Source organism: Vibrio sp. 1-1(7) (assembly GCF_013048485.1).
Taxonomy (GTDB): domain Bacteria; phylum Pseudomonadota; class Gammaproteobacteria; order Enterobacterales; family Vibrionaceae; genus Vibrio; species Vibrio fujianensis.
In genome coordinates, this window is the sequence record NZ_VHSP01000002.1 from 555,096 (window position 1) to 572,897 (window position 17,802).

Consider the following 17,802-nt stretch of genomic DNA (forward strand, 5'->3'; position numbering starts at 1 on the left):
CCTGCGGCTGTTCAAATTTATTCCAGACCAATTTGTCACTCACTTGATGGCTACCTGCAACGCCCAATTTTTTAGGAATAACGGATAGCCTTGCCAATCTCTTTATCACATCTGCATTTTATCTTTCTTACCTTTGCACGAGTTTAGGGTTGATTTATTTTAATCACGGAATTTACGTTTATTTACGCTCTATTGTTCGGTTTTTCCGATGTCTTTATTCATTACAAGCGATTTTTAAAGCGACGGTAGCCTGAGTAAACTGCTCGCATCTTCTTTTTGCCGTAGTGACGTTATTAATTCCCCATTTTTTAGTCACTTAGGTTATCTCATCGTTTATTAGCATAATAATTAAGGACGATATCATCATGATTGATCTGTTTCGTAGTTTTTTTAAGTCGGAAGCGGCTGGTGGCGTTCTGCTTGTTTTTGCCGCCGTTGCGGCCATGTTGGTTGCTAACTCTCCACTGAATGAACTCTATCAGCATGTACTGCACGCTCCTGTATTGGGTATGTCTGTTGCTCATTGGGTGAATGATGGTTTGATGGCACTCTTTTTCTTATTGATTGGCTTAGAAGTCAAGCGTGAGTTAATTGAGGGATCACTAAAGTCAAAGGAACAGGCGCTATTCCCAGCCATTGCTGCGCTTGGGGGCATGCTTGCTCCAGCGTTGGTTTATATGATGTTTAATTCTGCCGACCCAATGGCGAGTCAAGGATGGGCCATTCCAGCTGCGACCGATATTGCGTTTGCATTGGGCATTATGGCATTACTCGGCAATCGAGTTCCAGTGAGTTTAAAAGCCTTTTTACTGGCGCTCGCCATTATTGATGATTTAGGCGTTATCATCATTATTGCGCTTTTTTATACGAGTGATTTATCGCTTGCGGCTTTAGGTCTCTGTGTGATCGCCATCGGAGGACTATATCTACTGAATCGTTACCGGGTGACTCAAACGGCACCTTATTTAATTGTTGGTGCGATATTGTGGTTTGCCGTTCTACAATCAGGGGTGCATGCAACCTTGGCTGGGGTAATTGTTGGTTTTGCGATACCACTGAAAGGAAAACATGTTGGACATTCACCTCTAAAACATTTGGAGCATAGGCTCCATCCTTGGTCGACTTTTTTAATTTTGCCACTATTTGCATTGGCGAATGCCGGGATTTCTTTGGCGGGTATTTCTATCTCTGGGCTAACGTCGACTTTGCCCATCGGTGTTGCATTAGGCCTATTTGTTGGGAAACCCTTGGGTATTTTTACCTTCAGTTGGATTTCGGTGAAACTGGGAATGACTAAGCTACCTGAGGGAATTGATATCAGGCATATTTTTGCAGTTTCTGTTTTATGTGGGATTGGCTTTACGATGTCGATATTTATCTCTTCTCTTGCATTTGGTAGCAATTATATTTTATTAGATAATTATGCTCGTTTAGGTATTTTGATGGGGTCGACCACTGCGGCATTAGCTGGTTATATGATGTTGCGAGCCACTTTACCGAAAAAAGTAACTTTAGAAATGCCATCTTCGCTTGCTCAAGCGAAAAAATAGTGGTTTTACTAGGCGAGGGTCAACAGCCCTTAAGTCATAAAATAATGTTTCAAGTCATTTCGTTGTACTAGTGTGTAATGGCATAGGTAGATTAAGCTAGCGTTATGTGTAGAAGAAAGTATGAAACAAGGTTTTTATGCTTTCTTCTTTCGTATACACTGAGCTATTCTTTAGCAAAAGCTTCTGGTTTATCTATCATGACGAATCATGAGGCAACCAAGGTGAACCTAGGATTAATATTTAGTTACTCACTAAGATAAAAACGTTGTTGAGTGTTCAATACAGCGTTAACGATTGGAGATCATTGAATGCTATTAGCATTAATGTCAGGATTTGTTGCAACTTTTTTGGTTCCTTTGCTGTATCGTCGGCTTGGGGAGCAGGCGGTATGGTGGATTGCACTGCTTCCTGCCGCTTTGTTTATCTATTTCTTCGGTTTTATCAACGCTATTGCCCAAGGTGATGTGCTTTTCTTCCATTATCATTGGATTCCATCGCTCGATATTTCTCTCGATTTAAGACTTGATGGATTAAGCTTGCTATTTGCATTACTCGTCAGTGGTATTGGGACTCTTGTCATTGTTTATACGGGGAGCTACCTTGCTGGGCATGCTGATCAACGTAAGCTTGTCATGTATTTATGTGCATTTATGGGATCGATGCTAGGGGTAGTTTTAACCAATAATCTGATGGCGATGTTTGTCTTTTGGGAGTTAACCAGTATCACCTCGTATATGTTGATCGGTTTTTATCATGAAGAAGACAAATCACGTAAGTCTGCACTGCAAGGGTTATTTATCACTGTAGGTGGAGGACTAGCACTTATGGCCGGGATTTTATTACTGGGTCAAATTGCAGGAAGCTACCAGTTAGATCAGATCATAAGTCAAGGGCCTCAAATCCAACAACATGCGCTCTTCTTTCCGATGATATTGCTCATTTTGGCAGGAGCATTTACTAAGTCAGCACAAGTTCCTTTTCACTTTTGGTTGCCTAATGCCATGGCTGCGCCGACACCGGTGAGTTCATTTTTGCACTCTGCGACCATGGTTAAAGCCGGAATCTACTTAATGGCGCGTTTGCAACCCGTGATGGCAGGAGAGAGTACTTGGACCATACTGCTTGTCACTGTTGGTGCATTGACCATGTTAGTCGGATCCATTATGGCAGTGACAAGTACCGATTTGAAACGTATTTTAGCTTATACCACGGTGGCTTCGTTAGGCACTTTGACATTACTGATTGGTATTGGAAATGAGACAGCATTAATTGCCGCGATGGTTTTTCTGCTAGCGCATGCCCTATATAAAGGGGCACTTTTTATGGCGGCAGGAACGGTTGATCATGAAACGGGAACCAAAGATATTCGTCAGTTAGGTGGATTACGTCGCACCATGCCACAAACGGCTATCTTTATGTCGCTTGCGGCATTAGCTTTAGCTGGCATTCCACCTGTATTAGGTTTTATTGCTAAAGAGTCGATGCTGATGGGCCTATTGACGAGCCCGTGGCAGAGTATGCTGTTACTGGTTGGGGTTATATCATCGATCTGTTTAGTTGCCTGTGCTGGGTTAGTGGTCATTAAGCCGTTTTGGGGCGCAAAAATTGCCACTCCAAAATCACCACATGAAGCCCCTTTAGCGATGCGGTTAGGTTTTTCATTATTGGCGACACTTGGGCTCATGTTTGGGGTACTTCCGTCTTTGGTCTCACCATTGATTACTGCTTCTGCTTCTGCGGTGATTGGCCGTCCTATTGAGCCGGTGTCTTTATCGCTTTGGCATGGATTTAACCTTCCTCTCTTGATGAGCTTTCTCGCTTTTGTGTTCGGTTACTTGCTGTTTAAATATTGGGATAAATTATCAGCGCATATTGTATGGGCTAAATCGTTACTTAATTATGGCCCTGAAAAAGGTTATGAATATTTCATGGTGGGGTTGGTGTCGTTTGCAAAGTGGCTAACAACTAAACTGCAAAATGGCTACTTGTCTAATTATATCTTAACCATCTTTATTACAACCATTGTGTTAGTCAGCTATACAATGGGCAATAAGGTTGGTTGGTATGGCACGTTGGATTTTTCTGGTGTCGAAGTGTATGAGATTTTGATCTCAGCAATCATTATCACCGTGGTCGGTTATGCCTGCATCACAGAACAGCGTCTGGGCGCAGTAGCAGCCATTGGTGCGTTAGGTTTTAGCATGGCGTTGATTTATGTATTCTTTAGCGCTCCTGATTTAGCAATTACCCAAGTTCTGATTGAAACATTAACCGTCATTTTATTGGTGTTTGTGTTATTTAAGTTACCAAGATTCCAGCGTTTATCTAGTTCAGATGTCAGGTGGCGTGATGCGTTAGTTGCAATTGTTTTTGGGGGGATGATGACATTGCTGGTCATGACCGTCATTCATTTTGCAGAGCCAGAACGTATTAGTGATTATTTGATTGAACATAGCTATGTAATTGCGAAAGGGCGAAATATTGTTAATGTAATTTTGGTGGATTATCGAGCTTTGGACACATTAGGAGAAATCTTTGTTCTCGCGCTTGCCGCGATTGGAGTGACGGCGATGATTAAATTGGACAAGGGTAAATCATGAAAACGGATTCCGCATTAATCTTGCAAGTTGCCGCTCGTTTTCTACTACCGATGCTGCTGCTTTTTTCTATTTTTTTATTGCTACGGGGTCATAATGAACCTGGTGGTGGCTTTATCGCTGGTTTAGTCGCTGCTAGTGCTTTTGCTTTGCATTTGTTTGCCTTTAACCCGTTACAAACTCGTCAATTAATGGGTGTTGATAGTGCTCAGTTGATGGGTATAGGGCTTATCATTGCGATGTTAAGTGGTGCCATTGGGGTCATTAAATCGGGTAGCCAATTTTTAACCAGTGTGTGGTGGACGGTTTATCTACCGGGTGTTGGTGAGCTGAAACTCAGCACTCCCTTATTATTTGATATTGGGGTTTATCTGGTTGTTATTGGTATGGTGACGACCTTGTTACTCACCCTCGCTGAAGTGGAGGATTAATCATGGCCACTTTATTTGCCTTTGTGATTGGCGGTTTGTACGCTGCGGCATTATTTATGATGCTCAGACGCAGTATTGTTAAACTGGTTATTGGATTAATGATCCTATCTAATGCTGCCAATCTTCTGATTTTTACTGGGGGAGGACTGGTGAGGGGCGCACCTCCTTTGATTCCTGAAGGGATGAATGTGCCTGCGACTGAAATTGCCGACCCATTGCCACAAGCCTTAATTTTAACGGCTATTGTGATTAGCTTTGGCGTATTAGCGTTTGCCGTTGTGTTGATTCACCGAGCTTATAAAGTGATTGGTGCCGATGATATGAACAAAATGAAGAGTACAGATTCTTAATTATGATACTACTAATGCCTATTCTTGTTCCCATGTTTGCGGCTGCCTTATCCATGACTATTTGGCGGCATCGCACTCTTCAGCGTTGGGTCAGTGTTTTTGCCAACTCCATTTTATTGATTTCGGCGCTGATCTTATTTCATGATGTGTATAACAACGGTATTCAAGTTGCCTACTTAGGGGATTGGCAAGCGCCTTTTGGTATTTCATTGGTGGCCGATTTATTGGCAGTGATCATGGTGACTGTCTCCGCGTTTGTTGCATTTTGTATTGCTATTTATGCATTGGCCACAATGGATGAAGAAAGGGAGGCTTTTGGGTTTTATCCTTTATTACATTTAATGCTAGCGGGAGTTATCGGCGCTTTTCTGACAGGGGATATTTTTAACCTCTATGTGTGGTTTGAAGTTATGCTGGTCGCTTCCTTTGGGCTTTTAATTCTCGGTGGCGAACGCGCACAGATGGAAGGCGCATTAAAATATGTAACCCTAAACTTGTTGTCTTCCGCCTTGTTCTTGAGTGCTGTGGGTTTATTGTATGCGTATGCTGGTACTTTAAATATGGCGGATCTCGGGAGTAAATTAGCGGAGTCTGATAATACTGGGGTCGTAACCGTCATCTCTTTGCTCTTTTTAGTGGCATTTGGAATAAAGGCGGCTGCGTTTCCGCTGTTTTTTTGGTTACCGGCTTCTTATCATACACCGCCAGTGGCTATTTCTGCTGTATTCGCAGGGTTATTAACGAAAGTTGGCGTGTATGCCTTATACCGCGTATTTAGTGTAATTTTTATTGGAGATATTGCTTTTACGCATCACACACTTTTGTTGTGGATGGGGATATTCACAATGGTCACCGGTGTGTTGGGGGCCGCAGCACAATATGAAGTCAGACGAATTCTTTCTTTCCATATCGTCAGCCAAATCGGTTACATGATTGTCGGATTGGCCTTATTTACTCCTTTAGCGATTATGGGAGGGATCTTTTATCTTTTTCACCATATTGTGGTAAAAACGAATCTTTTTTTAATCAGCGGGGTTATGCACCGTTTACACGGTAGTTACCATCTTGAAAAATTGGGTGGTCTTTATAAATCTGCTCCTTTTTTAGCCTTTTTATTTGCGATTCCAGCGATGTCTCTGGCAGGCATACCGCCACTTTCTGGCTTCTTTGCCAAATTTGTGGTGATCAAAGCCGGTATTGATACCCAAGCATGGTTAATGGTCACATCGGCGTTAGCGGTGGGCTTATTAACACTTTATTCTATGGTGAAAATTTGGGCAGAGGCGTTCTGGAAGCCATTGCCGGTGGCAGCAGAAACGAAGCCACCTTTATCAGACGGTGAACGTTTTTGTCTCTATCTACCGATCATATTAATGGCAGGCGTTACCGTTACGATAGGGATCTGTGCTGAGTGGTTTGTCCAGCTAGCGAGTTTAGCTGCTGAGCAGATAATGAACCCACAAGGATATATTGATGCCGTATTAGGAGGCCAACCATGAAAGCTTTTGGATGGAATATGTTACTTGCTTTGGTATGGTTGGTACTGTCTGGAAATTACACAATTTCCAACTTATTTGCTGGGATGATCATGAGTTATGCCATTTTGGCTTACTTACTACGCGATAGCCCGACATTTGAGGCTTATTTTAAAAAATTACCGAAAGTGATTAGCTTTGGCTTATTTTTTATTTGGGACTTAATTAAAGCTAATGGGCGTGTTGCTTATGATGTTTTGACGCCCACTCACTTAATGAAGCCCGCAGTGATCGCGATTCCTTTAGAGTTACGTGATGAAGGAGCAATTACCATGTTTGCAACTCTCATTACCGTGACGCCGGGTTCTTTAGCATTAGATGTAGCGACAGATAAAAGTGTTTTATATGTTCATTTAATGTACTTTGAAGACGAGGCTCGTCAAATTGAAGAATTTAAACGTCTTGAAGCGCGTGTAATCGATTTATTGGGGTAAATAAGTATGTTAGATATTGTCTATACCCTCTGTTTTGCCATGTTAGCGCTGAGTCTAGTATTGGCAACGATTCGCTTACTAAAGGGGCCATCATTACCTGATCGCGTTGTTGCATTGGAACTAATGGCTTCATTAACGGTAGGTTTGGTTGTTCTTTATAGTATTCGTTATCAGCAACCTTACTTTATTGATGTGGCGATTGTATTGGCCTTAACATCATTTATGGCTGCAGTCGGTTTTTCCCGTTATTTAGAAAAGCGAGGACACCGTGATGATGACTGATTTTATCATCTCAATTTTGGTACTTTTAGGCTCTTTTTTAATGCTACTCGCTGCGATTGGAATAAATCGGATGCCTGATCTTCTCACTCGGATGCATGCAACGACGAAAGCGGGAGCGTTAGGGGTCGGTTTAATGGTAACTGCATTTGCCGTGGTCAATTGGGGCGACGTTGCTTTTGTGGTACGAGCATTTGCGGTTGTTATTTTTGTTATTTTAACAGCACCGATTGCCGCGCATGTATTAGCCAGAGCTAGCTATTTTGTTGGTGTACCTCAATGGGATGGCGTAGTAAAGGATGTAATTAAAGAGCGTTACAACTTAGAAACTCATGAGTTAGCCAGTCGTCATATGCCATCAAAAGAAGAGTTTGAACCACCCCAAAAGGACTAACTGATCATTTTTTATCATAAACCTGCCTATACGGCAGGTTTTTTATCATCAGCCAGGGTGAATACGATGATAAATAATCAAGCGGACATGCTCTGGTTTTGATAAAAAATCAAGATCTTTAATTCATCATCAAGCGTTATGAATTGAGAGATGATCTTAATAAATTATCGATGAAAGTCGTTGCGAATATCGCCAGTTGTATGTTAACGTCCGCAACAATCTCGGACGATGATTCTGGGGGATACGCGTAGTGACCATTCAAGCTGATTGTGACACTACGTAGGGTAGGTATCAGTAAATCCTTTTACTGATAGACGGGATACTATTGCTGTGAAAACAGCATGTTAATGGGAAACCCAACATTGAACTTACTTAACTTACACACATTAATAATCAGCTTTGTGCTTCCTCTATGCCCTGTTTATCAAGACAGTAGCATAACCGAACCTTGATTCTCTGTTTTAGTCATTGGCCATTGTTAATGGGCCAGATTCCGAATGTATCTTTTGAGTGCATTGGGAGTTTCACTATTTGTCATTTTTTCTCGAATAGTCATTGAGAAAGGACAAAACTTTAACTATTTCAAGGGAACGAAGATGAGCACAGCCTTTGAAGTCGATAACACTATCGCAACCTGTTTTTCCAACCAAGTACCTATACTCGATGGTCTTTATGATCTGACGCCTGATCAAGTGTTGCTTGATCAAGCTGAACACGAATCCGCGGTACGTTCTTATCCACGTCGCTTACCGATTGCGATTAAACAAGCTTTTGGTTGTTTAGTGGAAGATACTCGTGGACAGCTTTTCCTCGATTGTTTAGCTGGCGCAGGAACCCTTGCGTTAGGTTATAACCATCCTGAAATCAATCAAGCGTTGAAAGACCAGCTAGACTCTGGCTTGCCTTATCAAACCTTGGATATAGCGACTGCGGCAAAAACCCATTTTATTAAAACAGTGAAAGGATTTTTACCGACAGAACTTGCTGAACAGTGTGTCATTCAGTTTTGTGGGCCATCAGGTGCGGACGCGGTTGAAGCGGCGATTAAGCTTGCCAAACAAACGACTGGTCGTAATACCATGTTTGCGTTTCGTGGCGCTTACCACGGCATGACCAATGGGACGATGGGCATGATGGGCAACCTAAATACCAAGGCACGTCGCACCGGTTTAATGTCCGATGTACATTTTATGCCCTTCCCATACAGCCTGCGTTGTCCGTTTGGACTCGGCGGTGATGAAGGAGCCAAAGCCAGCATTCGTTATATAGAGCGCTTATTGCATGATGACGAAGCTGGGATCATGAAACCCGCTGCGATCATTGTGGAGCCTGTACAAGGCGAAGGTGGGGTTATCCCAGCGCCAGCATTTTGGTTGCGTGAGTTGCGCCGTATCTGTGATGAACATGGCATTTTACTGATTTTCGATGAGATTCAGTGTGGGGTTGGTAAATCCGGTTATCACTTCGCCTTTGAAGAAGCCGGCATCATTCCTGATGTACTTTGTTTATCAAAAGCGATTGGCGGTGGTTTACCGATGTCTATTTTGGTGATCAACAAACAGCACGACACTTGGCGTCCAGGTGAACATACGGGAACTTTCCGCGGTAACCAATTAGCAATGATCTCAGGAGCTAAAGCATTAGAAATTATTGTTCGCGATAATTTGGTGGAGCATGCCAATATTGCGGGGCAATATTTACGCATGGGCTTAGAAAGTATCCAACGCCGTGTGAACTGTATTGCCGAGGTGCGTGGTAAGGGTCTGATGCTTGGTTTAGAAATTCAAGATCCAAGTGGTGAGCTGAATAAATTTGGCGAGCCTAAATCGGCACCACAATTAACCTTAGCCATTCAACGCGCAGCGTTAGAGCGTGGTTTGATGGTGGAAAAAGGTGGGCGTGATGGTTCGGTGATTCGTTTCTTACCCCCATTGATCATCTCTTTTGAGCAGATTGATTTTGCTTTACGAACGCTAGAACAAGCGATACTTGCTGCTGGTGGTAGCTTGAAAGAGCCTGAAGCGTCCAACGAACAATGGAAAAAACACTTTATCCATACTGGCCATTTAGGTAGTCAAGAATTTGCTCAAGTAATGAACCATACCACAGCGGCAATGAAAGCGGTGTTTGAGCAGGTTAATGCGCCTTATTCGGGGTTAGAGCCAAAGATCCTCGAAAATGCGATTAACGCGGTTGATCTGGATAATAAAAATGCGTCTTTGCACGATGTGATTTCAGATACTGCTGAACTGATTGCTAAAAATTCAATCATTGTTCAGCATCCAGATTGTATTGCTCACTTGCACACACCGCCATTGATGTCATCGGTGGTGGCTGAGGCGATCATCGCGTCACTCAATCAATCCATGGATTCTTGGGATCAATCTTCTGCGGCAACGTTTGTTGAACAGAAAGTGGTGGATTGGATGTGTGATAAATACCAGTTAGGTGCTCAAGCGGACGGTATTTTCACCAGTGGTGGCACGCAAAGTAACCAAATGGGTTTGCTGTTAGCCCGTGATTGGATTGCCGATAAATTAAGTGGCCATTCAATTCAAAAGCTTGGCCTACCAGACTATGCCGATAAGCTGCGGATTGTGTGTTCGAAAAAATCGCACTTCACGGTGCAAAAATCTGCATCTTGGATGGGCTTAGGCGAAAAAGCCATTCTTGCTGTGGATGCACTGCCTAATGGCACGATGGACGTCACTCAGCTAGACGCTGTGATACACCAAGCAAAAGCGGAGGGGTTAATACCTTTTGCTATTGTCGGCACCGCTGGAACAACCGATCACGGTGCCATTGATGATTTAGTGGCGATTGCTGATGTCGCTCAGCAATATGATTTATGGATGCATGTCGACAGTGCTTACGGTGGTGCGCTGATTTTGAGTAGTCATAAACAGCGTTTACAGGGCATTGAGCGCGCTCACTCAGTCAGTGTTGATTTCCATAAGTTATTTTTCCAAACCATCAGCTGTGGCGCTTTGCTACTGAAAGACAAGCATAACTTTAAGTATCTGCTTCATCATGCGGATTACTTAAACCGTGAACACGATACTTTACCAAACTTGGTCGATAAATCGATTGCGACCACCAAGCGTTTTGATGCTTTAAAAGTATTTATGACCATGCAAAACGTGGGACCACAACAAATGGGTGCCATGTATGATCATTTACTTGAGCAAACTCAACAAGTGGCTCAGTTAGTTCGTCAGCATGACGCTTTTGAACTGTTAGCTGAACCTTGTTTATCTACCGTGTTGTTCCGCGCGGTAAACACACAAGCGTCTGATTTAGATGAACTGAATAAAACCGTTCGTCTGCAGGCCTTGGTACGCGGTGTCGCTGTACTTGGCGAAACCATAGTGGATGGCAAAACGGCTTTGAAATTCACAATCTTGAATCCATGCTTAAAGATTTCAGATTTTGAATCTTTACTGGCTAAAATTGAAACTCTAGCGGTTGAGCTAGCGAAATAAAGGTAACGGATACTATGTCAATTCTACAGATTGGTGCGGGCGGTGTTGGTTGGGTCGTTGCTCACAAAGCAGCGCAAAACAATGACGTACTGGGTGATATTACCATTGCTTCTCGTTCTATTGGGAAGTGTGAGAAGATCATTGAATCCATTAAAGGTAAAAATAACCTTAAAGATTCGACTAAGAAGCTAGAAGCTCGCGCAGTGGATGCTGATGATGTTGCAGCTTTGGTGGCACTGATTAATGAAGTAAAACCAGATTTAGTGATCAATGCAGGCCCTCCTTGGGTTAACGTCACAATTATGGAAGCTTGCTACCAAGCGAAGGTCTCTTATTTAGATACATCAGTGGCTGTTGACTTATGCACAGAAGGCCAACAAGTACCTGAAGCATATGATCCACAATGGGCGTTTCGCGATAAATTTAAGCAAGCGGGCATTACTGGTATTTTGAGTGCAGGTTTTGATCCTGGTGTGGTGAGTGTGTTTGCCGCTTATGCCGCCAAACATTTATTCGATGAAATTGATACCATCGACGTGTTAGATATTAACGCAGGCGATCACGGTAAAAAATTCGCCACCAACTTTGATCCAGAAACTAACTTACTGGAAATTCAGGGTGACTCTTTCTACTGGGAAGAGGGGCAGTGGAAAAGCGTTCCTTGCCATACTCGGATGCTGGAATTCGATTTCCCGAATTGCGGTAATTTTAAAGTTTATTCAATGTCTCATGATGAGATTCGTTCGCTGCAAGAATTTATACCAGCTAAACGGATTGAATTTTGGATGGGCTTTGGCGATCGTTACCTGAATTACTTTAATGTGATGAAAGATATTGGTTTATTGAACCCAGAGCCATTAACTTTGCATGATGGAACGGTAGTAAAACCACTGCAAGTATTGAAAGCTATGTTACCGGATCCAACGTCACTCGCACCGGGCTACACGGGATTAACGTGTATTGGTACTTGGGTGCAAGGTATAAAAGACGGTAAACAGCGCAGTGTATTTATTTATAATAACGCTGATCACCAAGTGGCTTATAAGGATGTTGAGCATCAGGCGATTGCTTATACCACTGGCGTACCAGCAATTACTGCTGCGCTACAGTTTTTCCGTGGTGAGTGGGCACAAGCGGGTGTGTTCAATATGGAGCAGTTGAATCCCGATCCGTTCTTAGAAACCATGCCATCGATTGGTTTGGACTGGGATGTGATTGAACTTGAGCCAGGACAGCCTGATATTAAAATTCTCAAATAATCATCACTGAGGGCATCTTAGAACTGATTGCTTGGATATTGATTCTAGAGATGTGAAATAAATACCGCGTGTTTAAAACAGCAGCTACTGAGTAGCGGCTGTTTTTTCCTTTTTAGGATATTTCCAGTAACGAAAGTCACTGGATATGAATAGGAATAAAATCAGATGCAAAAGAGTGAATTAAACACCCCTTACTTCATGATCGATGAAGCGAAGTTGATCGCTAATTTGGAAATCGCTAAGCGTTTAAAAGAACGTTCAGGGGTTAAATTAGTGCTGGCATTGAAATGTTTCTCGACTTGGGGCGTGTTTGACATCATTAAGCCTTACCTTGACGGCACCACCAGCTCGGGCCCGTTTGAAGTCAAGCTAGGTTATGAGAAGTTTGGCGGTGAAACTCACGCTTACAGTGTTGGTTACAGTGAGCAGGATGTTAAAGAGGTTGCTGATATTTGCGACAAAATGATCTTTAACTCTCAATCTCAGTTGGCGGCTTATCGCCACTTGGTGGAAGGTAAGGCATCACTAGGTTTACGTTTAAATCCGGGAGTGAGTTATGCGGGGCAAGATTTAGCTAACCCTGCTCGTAAATTTTCTCGTCTCGGAGTACAGTTTGATAAGTTAGATACCAGCGTTTTCGACTCTATCAATGGTGTGATGTTCCACATGAACTGTGAGAACAAGGATGTAGACGCATTTATTGCGTTGCTTGATGCGATTTCTGAAAAGTTTGGTGCTTATCTTGATAAACTCGATTGGGTAAGTCTTGGTGGTGGCGTATTCTTTACTTGGCCGGGCTATGATGTGGATAAACTCGCCGATGCGCTGAAAGCGTTTGCTGATAAGCACAAGGTGCAGTTGTACCTTGAACCGGGTGAAGCGATCATTACTCAAACCACAGATTTAGTCGTGACCGTGGTTGATATTGTAGATAACGAAATGCAAACCGCGATTGTTGATTCGGCGACCGAAGCGCACCGCCTTGATACTTTGATTTATCGTGAGCCAGCATCGGTACTCGAAGCCAGTGAACAGGGTGAACATGAATATGTGATTGGTTCATGTTCTTGTTTGGCTGGCGATCAATTCTGCGTGGCTAAATTTGCTCAGCCATTACAGATCGGGCAAAAGCTGCATATCATGGACAGCGCCGGTTATACCATGGTGAAGCTAAACTGGTTTAATGGCCTAAAAATGCCATCGGTGTATTGTGAGCGTCGTGATGGACAAATCATTAAATTAAATGAGTTTGGTTACCAAGACTTTAAACGTTCTTTGTCTCAGTGGTCGGTTTAATCTCTGATTACGTGGCTCTGAAAAATGAGTACTGAAAAGTAGGGAGGCTCTTGGCCTCCCTTTATTGATCGATCTAATAATTGATTAAGTTAGGTGCTGGTTAGATTAAGACTCGAGCATGACTCGAGTATCTTCACTGAGCGCTTCCAGCTCTTTAATGACATCTTCAATCTGGATTTCTGCTGGCAAGCGAATGGCCATCATCGCACTAAATAAACTTGAGCTTACTCCACCACCACCCGCTAAAAAGACTCGCTGACAATCCATATCTAAAATGCCAATGCCTTGACCATCCAGTAAATGAGTGATTTCATTGACGATACCAAAGCGATCATTTGCATCAAGACGAACTTGGTAAATCGCTTCTTCCTGATTAGCGCTGGCTTCACAATCGACAATTTGCACCAGCAGATCCGGATGTGATTGAAATGCTTCTTTAACGATGGAGGCTTTATCAAGCGGCATCTCGACTTTAATCACGGCTGCAACTTGGTTGTCAATAAAATTTACTTTGCTAATTAGCCACTTACCGTCATTCTCATGGGTAATGGCGGCAAGCTGTTTAATTGTGGCAGCGGTCGCTGTACCCACGAAGTTAACAATAAAAGTACAATTCATAACGGCCTCCAGAACATTACCTAACAAATCCTATACCACTGAGTGTAGGTGTTTCTTGTTAATAAAGCTTGATATGGGTCAATTTTTACAAGAGGTATGAAGACAAAGGTGCGATAATTGTACTTTACGCACAAAAGAGAGCCATTCTTTGAGCAATAGAAGGATTGAGGTCTAAATCAACGCGAAACATTTATCCTCAGGAAGGCTTATGGTCATGTTATTTAGTTAACAATAGTCGCAGATTCGAAGGATATTTAGGTATACTGAGTCGTAAAAGAGTGGTGGAGAGTGAAACTCCTTCACCAATAGAAATAAGGGTTAATTATGCTCAAAATAGCAATGCTAAGTACAGGTGAAGAGGTTCTACACGGTGATATCCTGGATACGAATGCGGCTTGGCTTTCTCGTCTCTTTTTTGACAATGGGTTTAGTCTTCACAAGCGTTCCACTGTTGGTGATAGCCAAGCGATATTAACGGAAGAGTTATTGATGCTCAGTTTTAATAACGATGTGGTGATTGTGAATGGCGGTTTAGGGCCAACGAGCGACGATCTTAGTGCTGCGGCTGCAGCACAAGCGGCAGAACAGGCTTTGGTGCTCTTTCCTGAGTGGTTAACGAAGTTAGAAGCTTTTTTTGCTCATCGACAAAAAACTATGCCAGAGAGCAATATTAAACAAGCAATGTTGCCAGAAAAAGCGACTATTTTAGATAACCCAATTGGCACCGCTTGTGGATTTAAAATGCAGATTAACGATTGTTGGTTCTATTTTACGCCTGGGGTGCCAAAAGAATTTATACGCATGGTTAATGAGCAAATTTTGCCTGATCTAAAACAACAGTTTCCTCAGCAGGTTGGGCTTGAATGCAGTAAATTATATACTTTTGGCAGCTCAGAATCTGGCTTATCCGATCAGTTAGATAAACTTCAGTTACCTGAAGGGTATACCTTGGGTTATCGTTCATATTTACCCTTTATTGAAGTGAAATTATTTGGCCCTCGAAATGATTTGACTAAGCGTATCAAGTTAATGCAAATCATCCATTCTTTGATTGAACCTTACGTTGTTAGCATTGATCAACCGATGCTCGAGCATCTGGGGCATTTAATGTCTGATAAAGGGCTGTCCTTATCGATTGCCGAACAAGCAACCAAAGGTTGGTTGTCACAGTGGTTGTTAAGCAATGCTCAGATTGATCAACTGAGCGGTCATAGCTGGATATTAAGCCATCAGGTTGCTTCTGAGCTTGTAGAGAAAGAACCGTTAGCGGCTATTTTTGCTTTGGCGGGAGCGACGAAAGATAAATGTGCAACGGATCTTGCACTCGTGACCGGGCCTTTGCATCAAGATACGTTTTGCGTTGCATTATCAACGCCACAAGGTGAGTGGGGGCAGCAATTAACTTTTAATCGAACTTATTCGTTGTCTGAGCAAAGAGAGTTGATTGGTACTATTGCGGGGGATATGTTACGTCGCTATCTTTCTGGAAAAACGGTGTTTACCCAATACGGTTCAGTGTCGGTGATAAAAGAAATGCACCTACCCGCTCAGTTATTAAGCATATCATCATAAACCATCACAGGGTTGAGCAACATAACCGAATGAAAGATAACCTTATTACTTGAATTTATGGTATTGCATAGCGTCTATGCATAATCAGTCTAAACGGTAACTGCCTGATTCATTGAGAGTGTTGTTGAACTGATACAATTGATTGCCACGAGATTATTATTTGTTTGTAAACTTAACCTTGTTTATCCATCAAACATCGGCTTGAATCATTTCGGCAGGAGGCTGTGATGTTCCATCAATCAAAAATTATCGTGTGGTATAAAATTGCTAGTCAAAAAATAATATTAGGTGAAGTGTTGGTCAATCAATCCCAAGATATGACTTCGTTGTGGCGGCGTGCACCATCGGAAGACCCACTCAAGCTGGGTTATGGCTATCAATTGTCCTTGTTTGATGATGACGGGAGAGAGGTCGCAAATAAATCGGTATCAGTGACGACTGCAGATCGTTTACTGTTTGGGACAAACAAGCCAGAATGTCGCTCTGGCTTGTTAAAATAGATAGATTAAGCGCGCTTAGCTTTCGGGAAGTATTTCACATCTTCCAATTCAAGCGCGCTTTTTGCTTTGCAGATACAAGGTAAAATTTCGTTGCCTTGTGTGTAAGCCATGGCAAAACCAACATACTCCACTTCACCAGAAATTAAACGGCAACGACAAGCACCGCAGTGGCCATCTCGACAGTTATACTCTGGCAGTAACCCGGCATTTTCCATACTTTCCAGTAAGGTGTTCGTTGGGTTCGATTCAATCGTTAATATTTTGTTGATCGTGAGGCTGGTCATTACAGTTCGAAGCCCTCAAAATCATCAGCTTTCACTTCATTATCAATTTGACCAACTAAGTAAGAGCTGATTTCTGCTTCTTGTGGTGCTACTTGAACATTGTCAGAAGATAGCCACGCATTAATCCAAGGAATCGGGTTACTGGTTGCTTTTGGATAAGCAGGTTCTAAACCAACGGCTTGCATGCGGATATTAGTAATGTATTCAACATATTGGCATAATATATCGCGGTTTAAACCGATCATTGAACCATCTTTAAATAAATACGCAGCCCACTCTTTTTCTTGTTCGGCGGCTTCTTTAAACAGATCAAAGCATTGTTGTTTACATTCTTCTGCAATTTGCAAGAATGAAAAATCATCAATCCCATTACGCAGTAAATTGATCATGTGCTGAGTGCCAGTGAGATGCAGTGCTTCATCACGAGCGATTAACTTGATAATTTTTGCATTTCCTTCCATTAGCTCACGCTCAGCAAAAGCAAATGAACAAGCAAAGCTAACATAAAAGCGAATCGCTTCTAGTGCATTGACCGACATAAGGCATAGGTAAAGCTTTTTCTTTAGTTCCAGAAGGCTAATATTGACTGTCTCACCATTCAGTTGGTGAGAACCCTCGCCCAAACGATGGTAATCGTTGGTGTATTGGATTAAGTCATCATAATAGTGGGCAATATCCTTTGCTCGCTTGAGAATGTGTTCATTTTCAACAATATCGTCAAAGACAACCGCAGGATCATTCACAATGTTTCGAATGATATGTGTGTATGAGCGAGAGTGGATCGTTTCAGAAAATGACCAGGTTTCGATCCAAGTCTCTAATTCTGGTAGTGAAACCAAAGGCAGTAATGCAACGTTTGGGCTACGGCCTTGGATCGAATCGAGTAGAGTTTGATATTTAAGGTTGGAAATGAAAATATGCTTTTCATGTTCAGGTAACTTCCCGTAATCGATACGATCACTAGAGACATCAACTTCTTCTGGTCGCCAGAAAAAGCTTAATTGTTTTTCAATCAGTTTTTCGAAAATTTCATATTTTTGCTGATCGTAGCGAGCGACATTAACCGATTGACCAAGAAACATAGGTTCTTTGAGTTGGTTATTTTTTTTCTGGGTAAACGTACTGTAAGCCATAGTGTTTCATCCGTTTCACCTCTTATTATTGCAAGAGGTATACAAATCATCAGTGAATAACGTTTGTTCTCGCTCACTTGTACGAGTG

General features: G+C 42.4%; 16 protein-coding genes. 13 read left to right on the top strand and 3 right to left on the bottom strand.

Annotated features, from left to right (window positions below):
- The first annotated feature begins 365 nt into the window (after nt 1-365).
- From nhaA to nspC, 11 genes are all read left to right on the top strand, one after another.
- Nucleotides 366-1,550 carry a Na+/H+ antiporter NhaA gene (gene nhaA / locus FKN05_RS10445; protein WP_161433784.1) on the top strand — a complete coding sequence of 395 codons (1,185 nt, stop codon included), beginning with the start codon at nt 366-368 and terminating at the stop codon, nt 1,548-1,550.
- A 308-nt stretch (nt 1,551-1,858) separates the two neighbouring features.
- Nucleotides 1,859-4,150: a putative monovalent cation/H+ antiporter subunit A gene (locus tag FKN05_RS10450; RefSeq protein WP_170887460.1), complete on the top strand. Its 2,292-nt coding sequence runs from the start codon at nt 1,859-1,861 to the stop codon at nt 4,148-4,150.
- The gene (locus FKN05_RS10455; protein ID WP_099611160.1) at nt 4,147-4,578 is read left to right on the top strand and encodes a Na+/H+ antiporter subunit B; all 432 of its coding nucleotides are present in this window, start codon (nt 4,147-4,149) and stop codon (nt 4,576-4,578) included. The genes FKN05_RS10450 and FKN05_RS10455 overlap by 4 nt, the downstream gene beginning before the upstream one ends.
- Nucleotides 4,579-4,580: 2 nt before the next feature.
- Nucleotides 4,581-4,928, top strand: a complete 348-nt coding sequence (locus FKN05_RS10460) for a Na+/H+ antiporter subunit C (protein ID WP_099611161.1) — start codon at nt 4,581-4,583, stop codon at nt 4,926-4,928.
- A 2-nt stretch (nt 4,929-4,930) separates the two neighbouring features.
- Entirely contained in the window at nt 4,931-6,427 is a 1,497-nt protein-coding gene (locus FKN05_RS10465) for a Na+/H+ antiporter subunit D (RefSeq protein ID WP_099611162.1), read from the top strand.
- On the top strand, nt 6,424-6,897 hold the full coding sequence (locus tag FKN05_RS10470) for a Na+/H+ antiporter subunit E (protein ID WP_099611163.1): 474 nt from the start codon (nt 6,424-6,426) through the stop codon (nt 6,895-6,897). The genes FKN05_RS10465 and FKN05_RS10470 overlap by 4 nt, the downstream gene beginning before the upstream one ends.
- Nucleotides 6,898-6,903: 6 nt before the next feature.
- The gene (locus FKN05_RS10475; RefSeq protein WP_099611164.1) at nt 6,904-7,179 is read left to right on the top strand and encodes an MrpF/PhaF family protein; all 276 of its coding nucleotides are present in this window, start codon (nt 6,904-6,906) and stop codon (nt 7,177-7,179) included.
- Nucleotides 7,169-7,570: a monovalent cation/H(+) antiporter subunit G gene (gene mnhG, locus FKN05_RS10480; protein ID WP_237665739.1), complete on the top strand. Its 402-nt coding sequence runs from the start codon at nt 7,169-7,171 to the stop codon at nt 7,568-7,570. The genes FKN05_RS10475 and mnhG overlap by 11 nt, the downstream gene beginning before the upstream one ends.
- Before the next feature lie 596 nt (nt 7,571-8,166).
- Complete coding sequence (locus tag FKN05_RS10485; RefSeq protein WP_170887461.1) at nt 8,167-11,052, top strand: pyridoxal phosphate-dependent class III aminotransferase; 2,886 nt, start codon at nt 8,167-8,169, stop codon at nt 11,050-11,052.
- Nucleotides 11,053-11,066: 14 nt separating this feature from the next.
- Nucleotides 11,067-12,311: a carboxynorspermidine synthase gene (locus FKN05_RS10490; RefSeq protein WP_099611165.1), complete on the top strand. Its 1,245-nt coding sequence runs from the start codon at nt 11,067-11,069 to the stop codon at nt 12,309-12,311.
- 165 nt (nt 12,312-12,476) lie between these two features.
- Entirely contained in the window at nt 12,477-13,607 is a 1,131-nt protein-coding gene (gene nspC, locus FKN05_RS10495; protein ID WP_099611166.1) for a carboxynorspermidine decarboxylase, read from the top strand.
- A gap of 105 nt (nt 13,608-13,712) precedes the next feature.
- On the opposite strand, the gene FKN05_RS10500 is transcribed toward nspC, so the two are convergent.
- On the bottom strand, nt 13,713-14,225 hold the full coding sequence (locus FKN05_RS10500) for a glycine cleavage system transcriptional repressor (protein WP_099611167.1): 513 nt from the start codon (nt 14,223-14,225) through the stop codon (nt 13,713-13,715).
- Between the two features lie 324 nt (nt 14,226-14,549).
- Between FKN05_RS10500 and FKN05_RS10505 the strand changes: the two genes are divergently transcribed.
- Both FKN05_RS10505 and FKN05_RS10510 read left to right on the top strand, forming a co-directional pair.
- A complete protein-coding gene (locus FKN05_RS10505; protein WP_099611168.1) occupies nt 14,550-15,797 on the top strand; it encodes a CinA family nicotinamide mononucleotide deamidase-related protein in 1,248 nt (415 codons plus the stop codon).
- A gap of 227 nt (nt 15,798-16,024) precedes the next feature.
- Complete coding sequence (locus FKN05_RS10510) at nt 16,025-16,297, top strand: 30S ribosomal protein S6 modification protein (RefSeq protein ID WP_099611169.1); 273 nt, start codon at nt 16,025-16,027, stop codon at nt 16,295-16,297.
- Nucleotides 16,298-16,302: 5 nt separating this feature from the next.
- Here the strand turns inward: FKN05_RS10510 and yfaE are convergent, their stop codons facing one another.
- Both yfaE and nrdB read right to left on the bottom strand, forming a co-directional pair.
- Nucleotides 16,303-16,581 (bottom strand): class I ribonucleotide reductase maintenance protein YfaE, encoded by a 279-nt coding sequence (yfaE, locus tag FKN05_RS10515; RefSeq protein WP_099611170.1) that lies wholly within the window; start codon nt 16,579-16,581, stop codon nt 16,303-16,305.
- Nucleotides 16,581-17,714, bottom strand: coding sequence for a class Ia ribonucleoside-diphosphate reductase subunit beta (gene nrdB / locus FKN05_RS10520; RefSeq protein WP_099611171.1), 1,134 nt, complete (start codon nt 17,712-17,714; stop codon nt 16,581-16,583). Before nrdB ends, yfaE begins: the two co-directional genes overlap by 1 nt.
- Between the last annotated feature and the right edge of the window lie 88 nt (nt 17,715-17,802).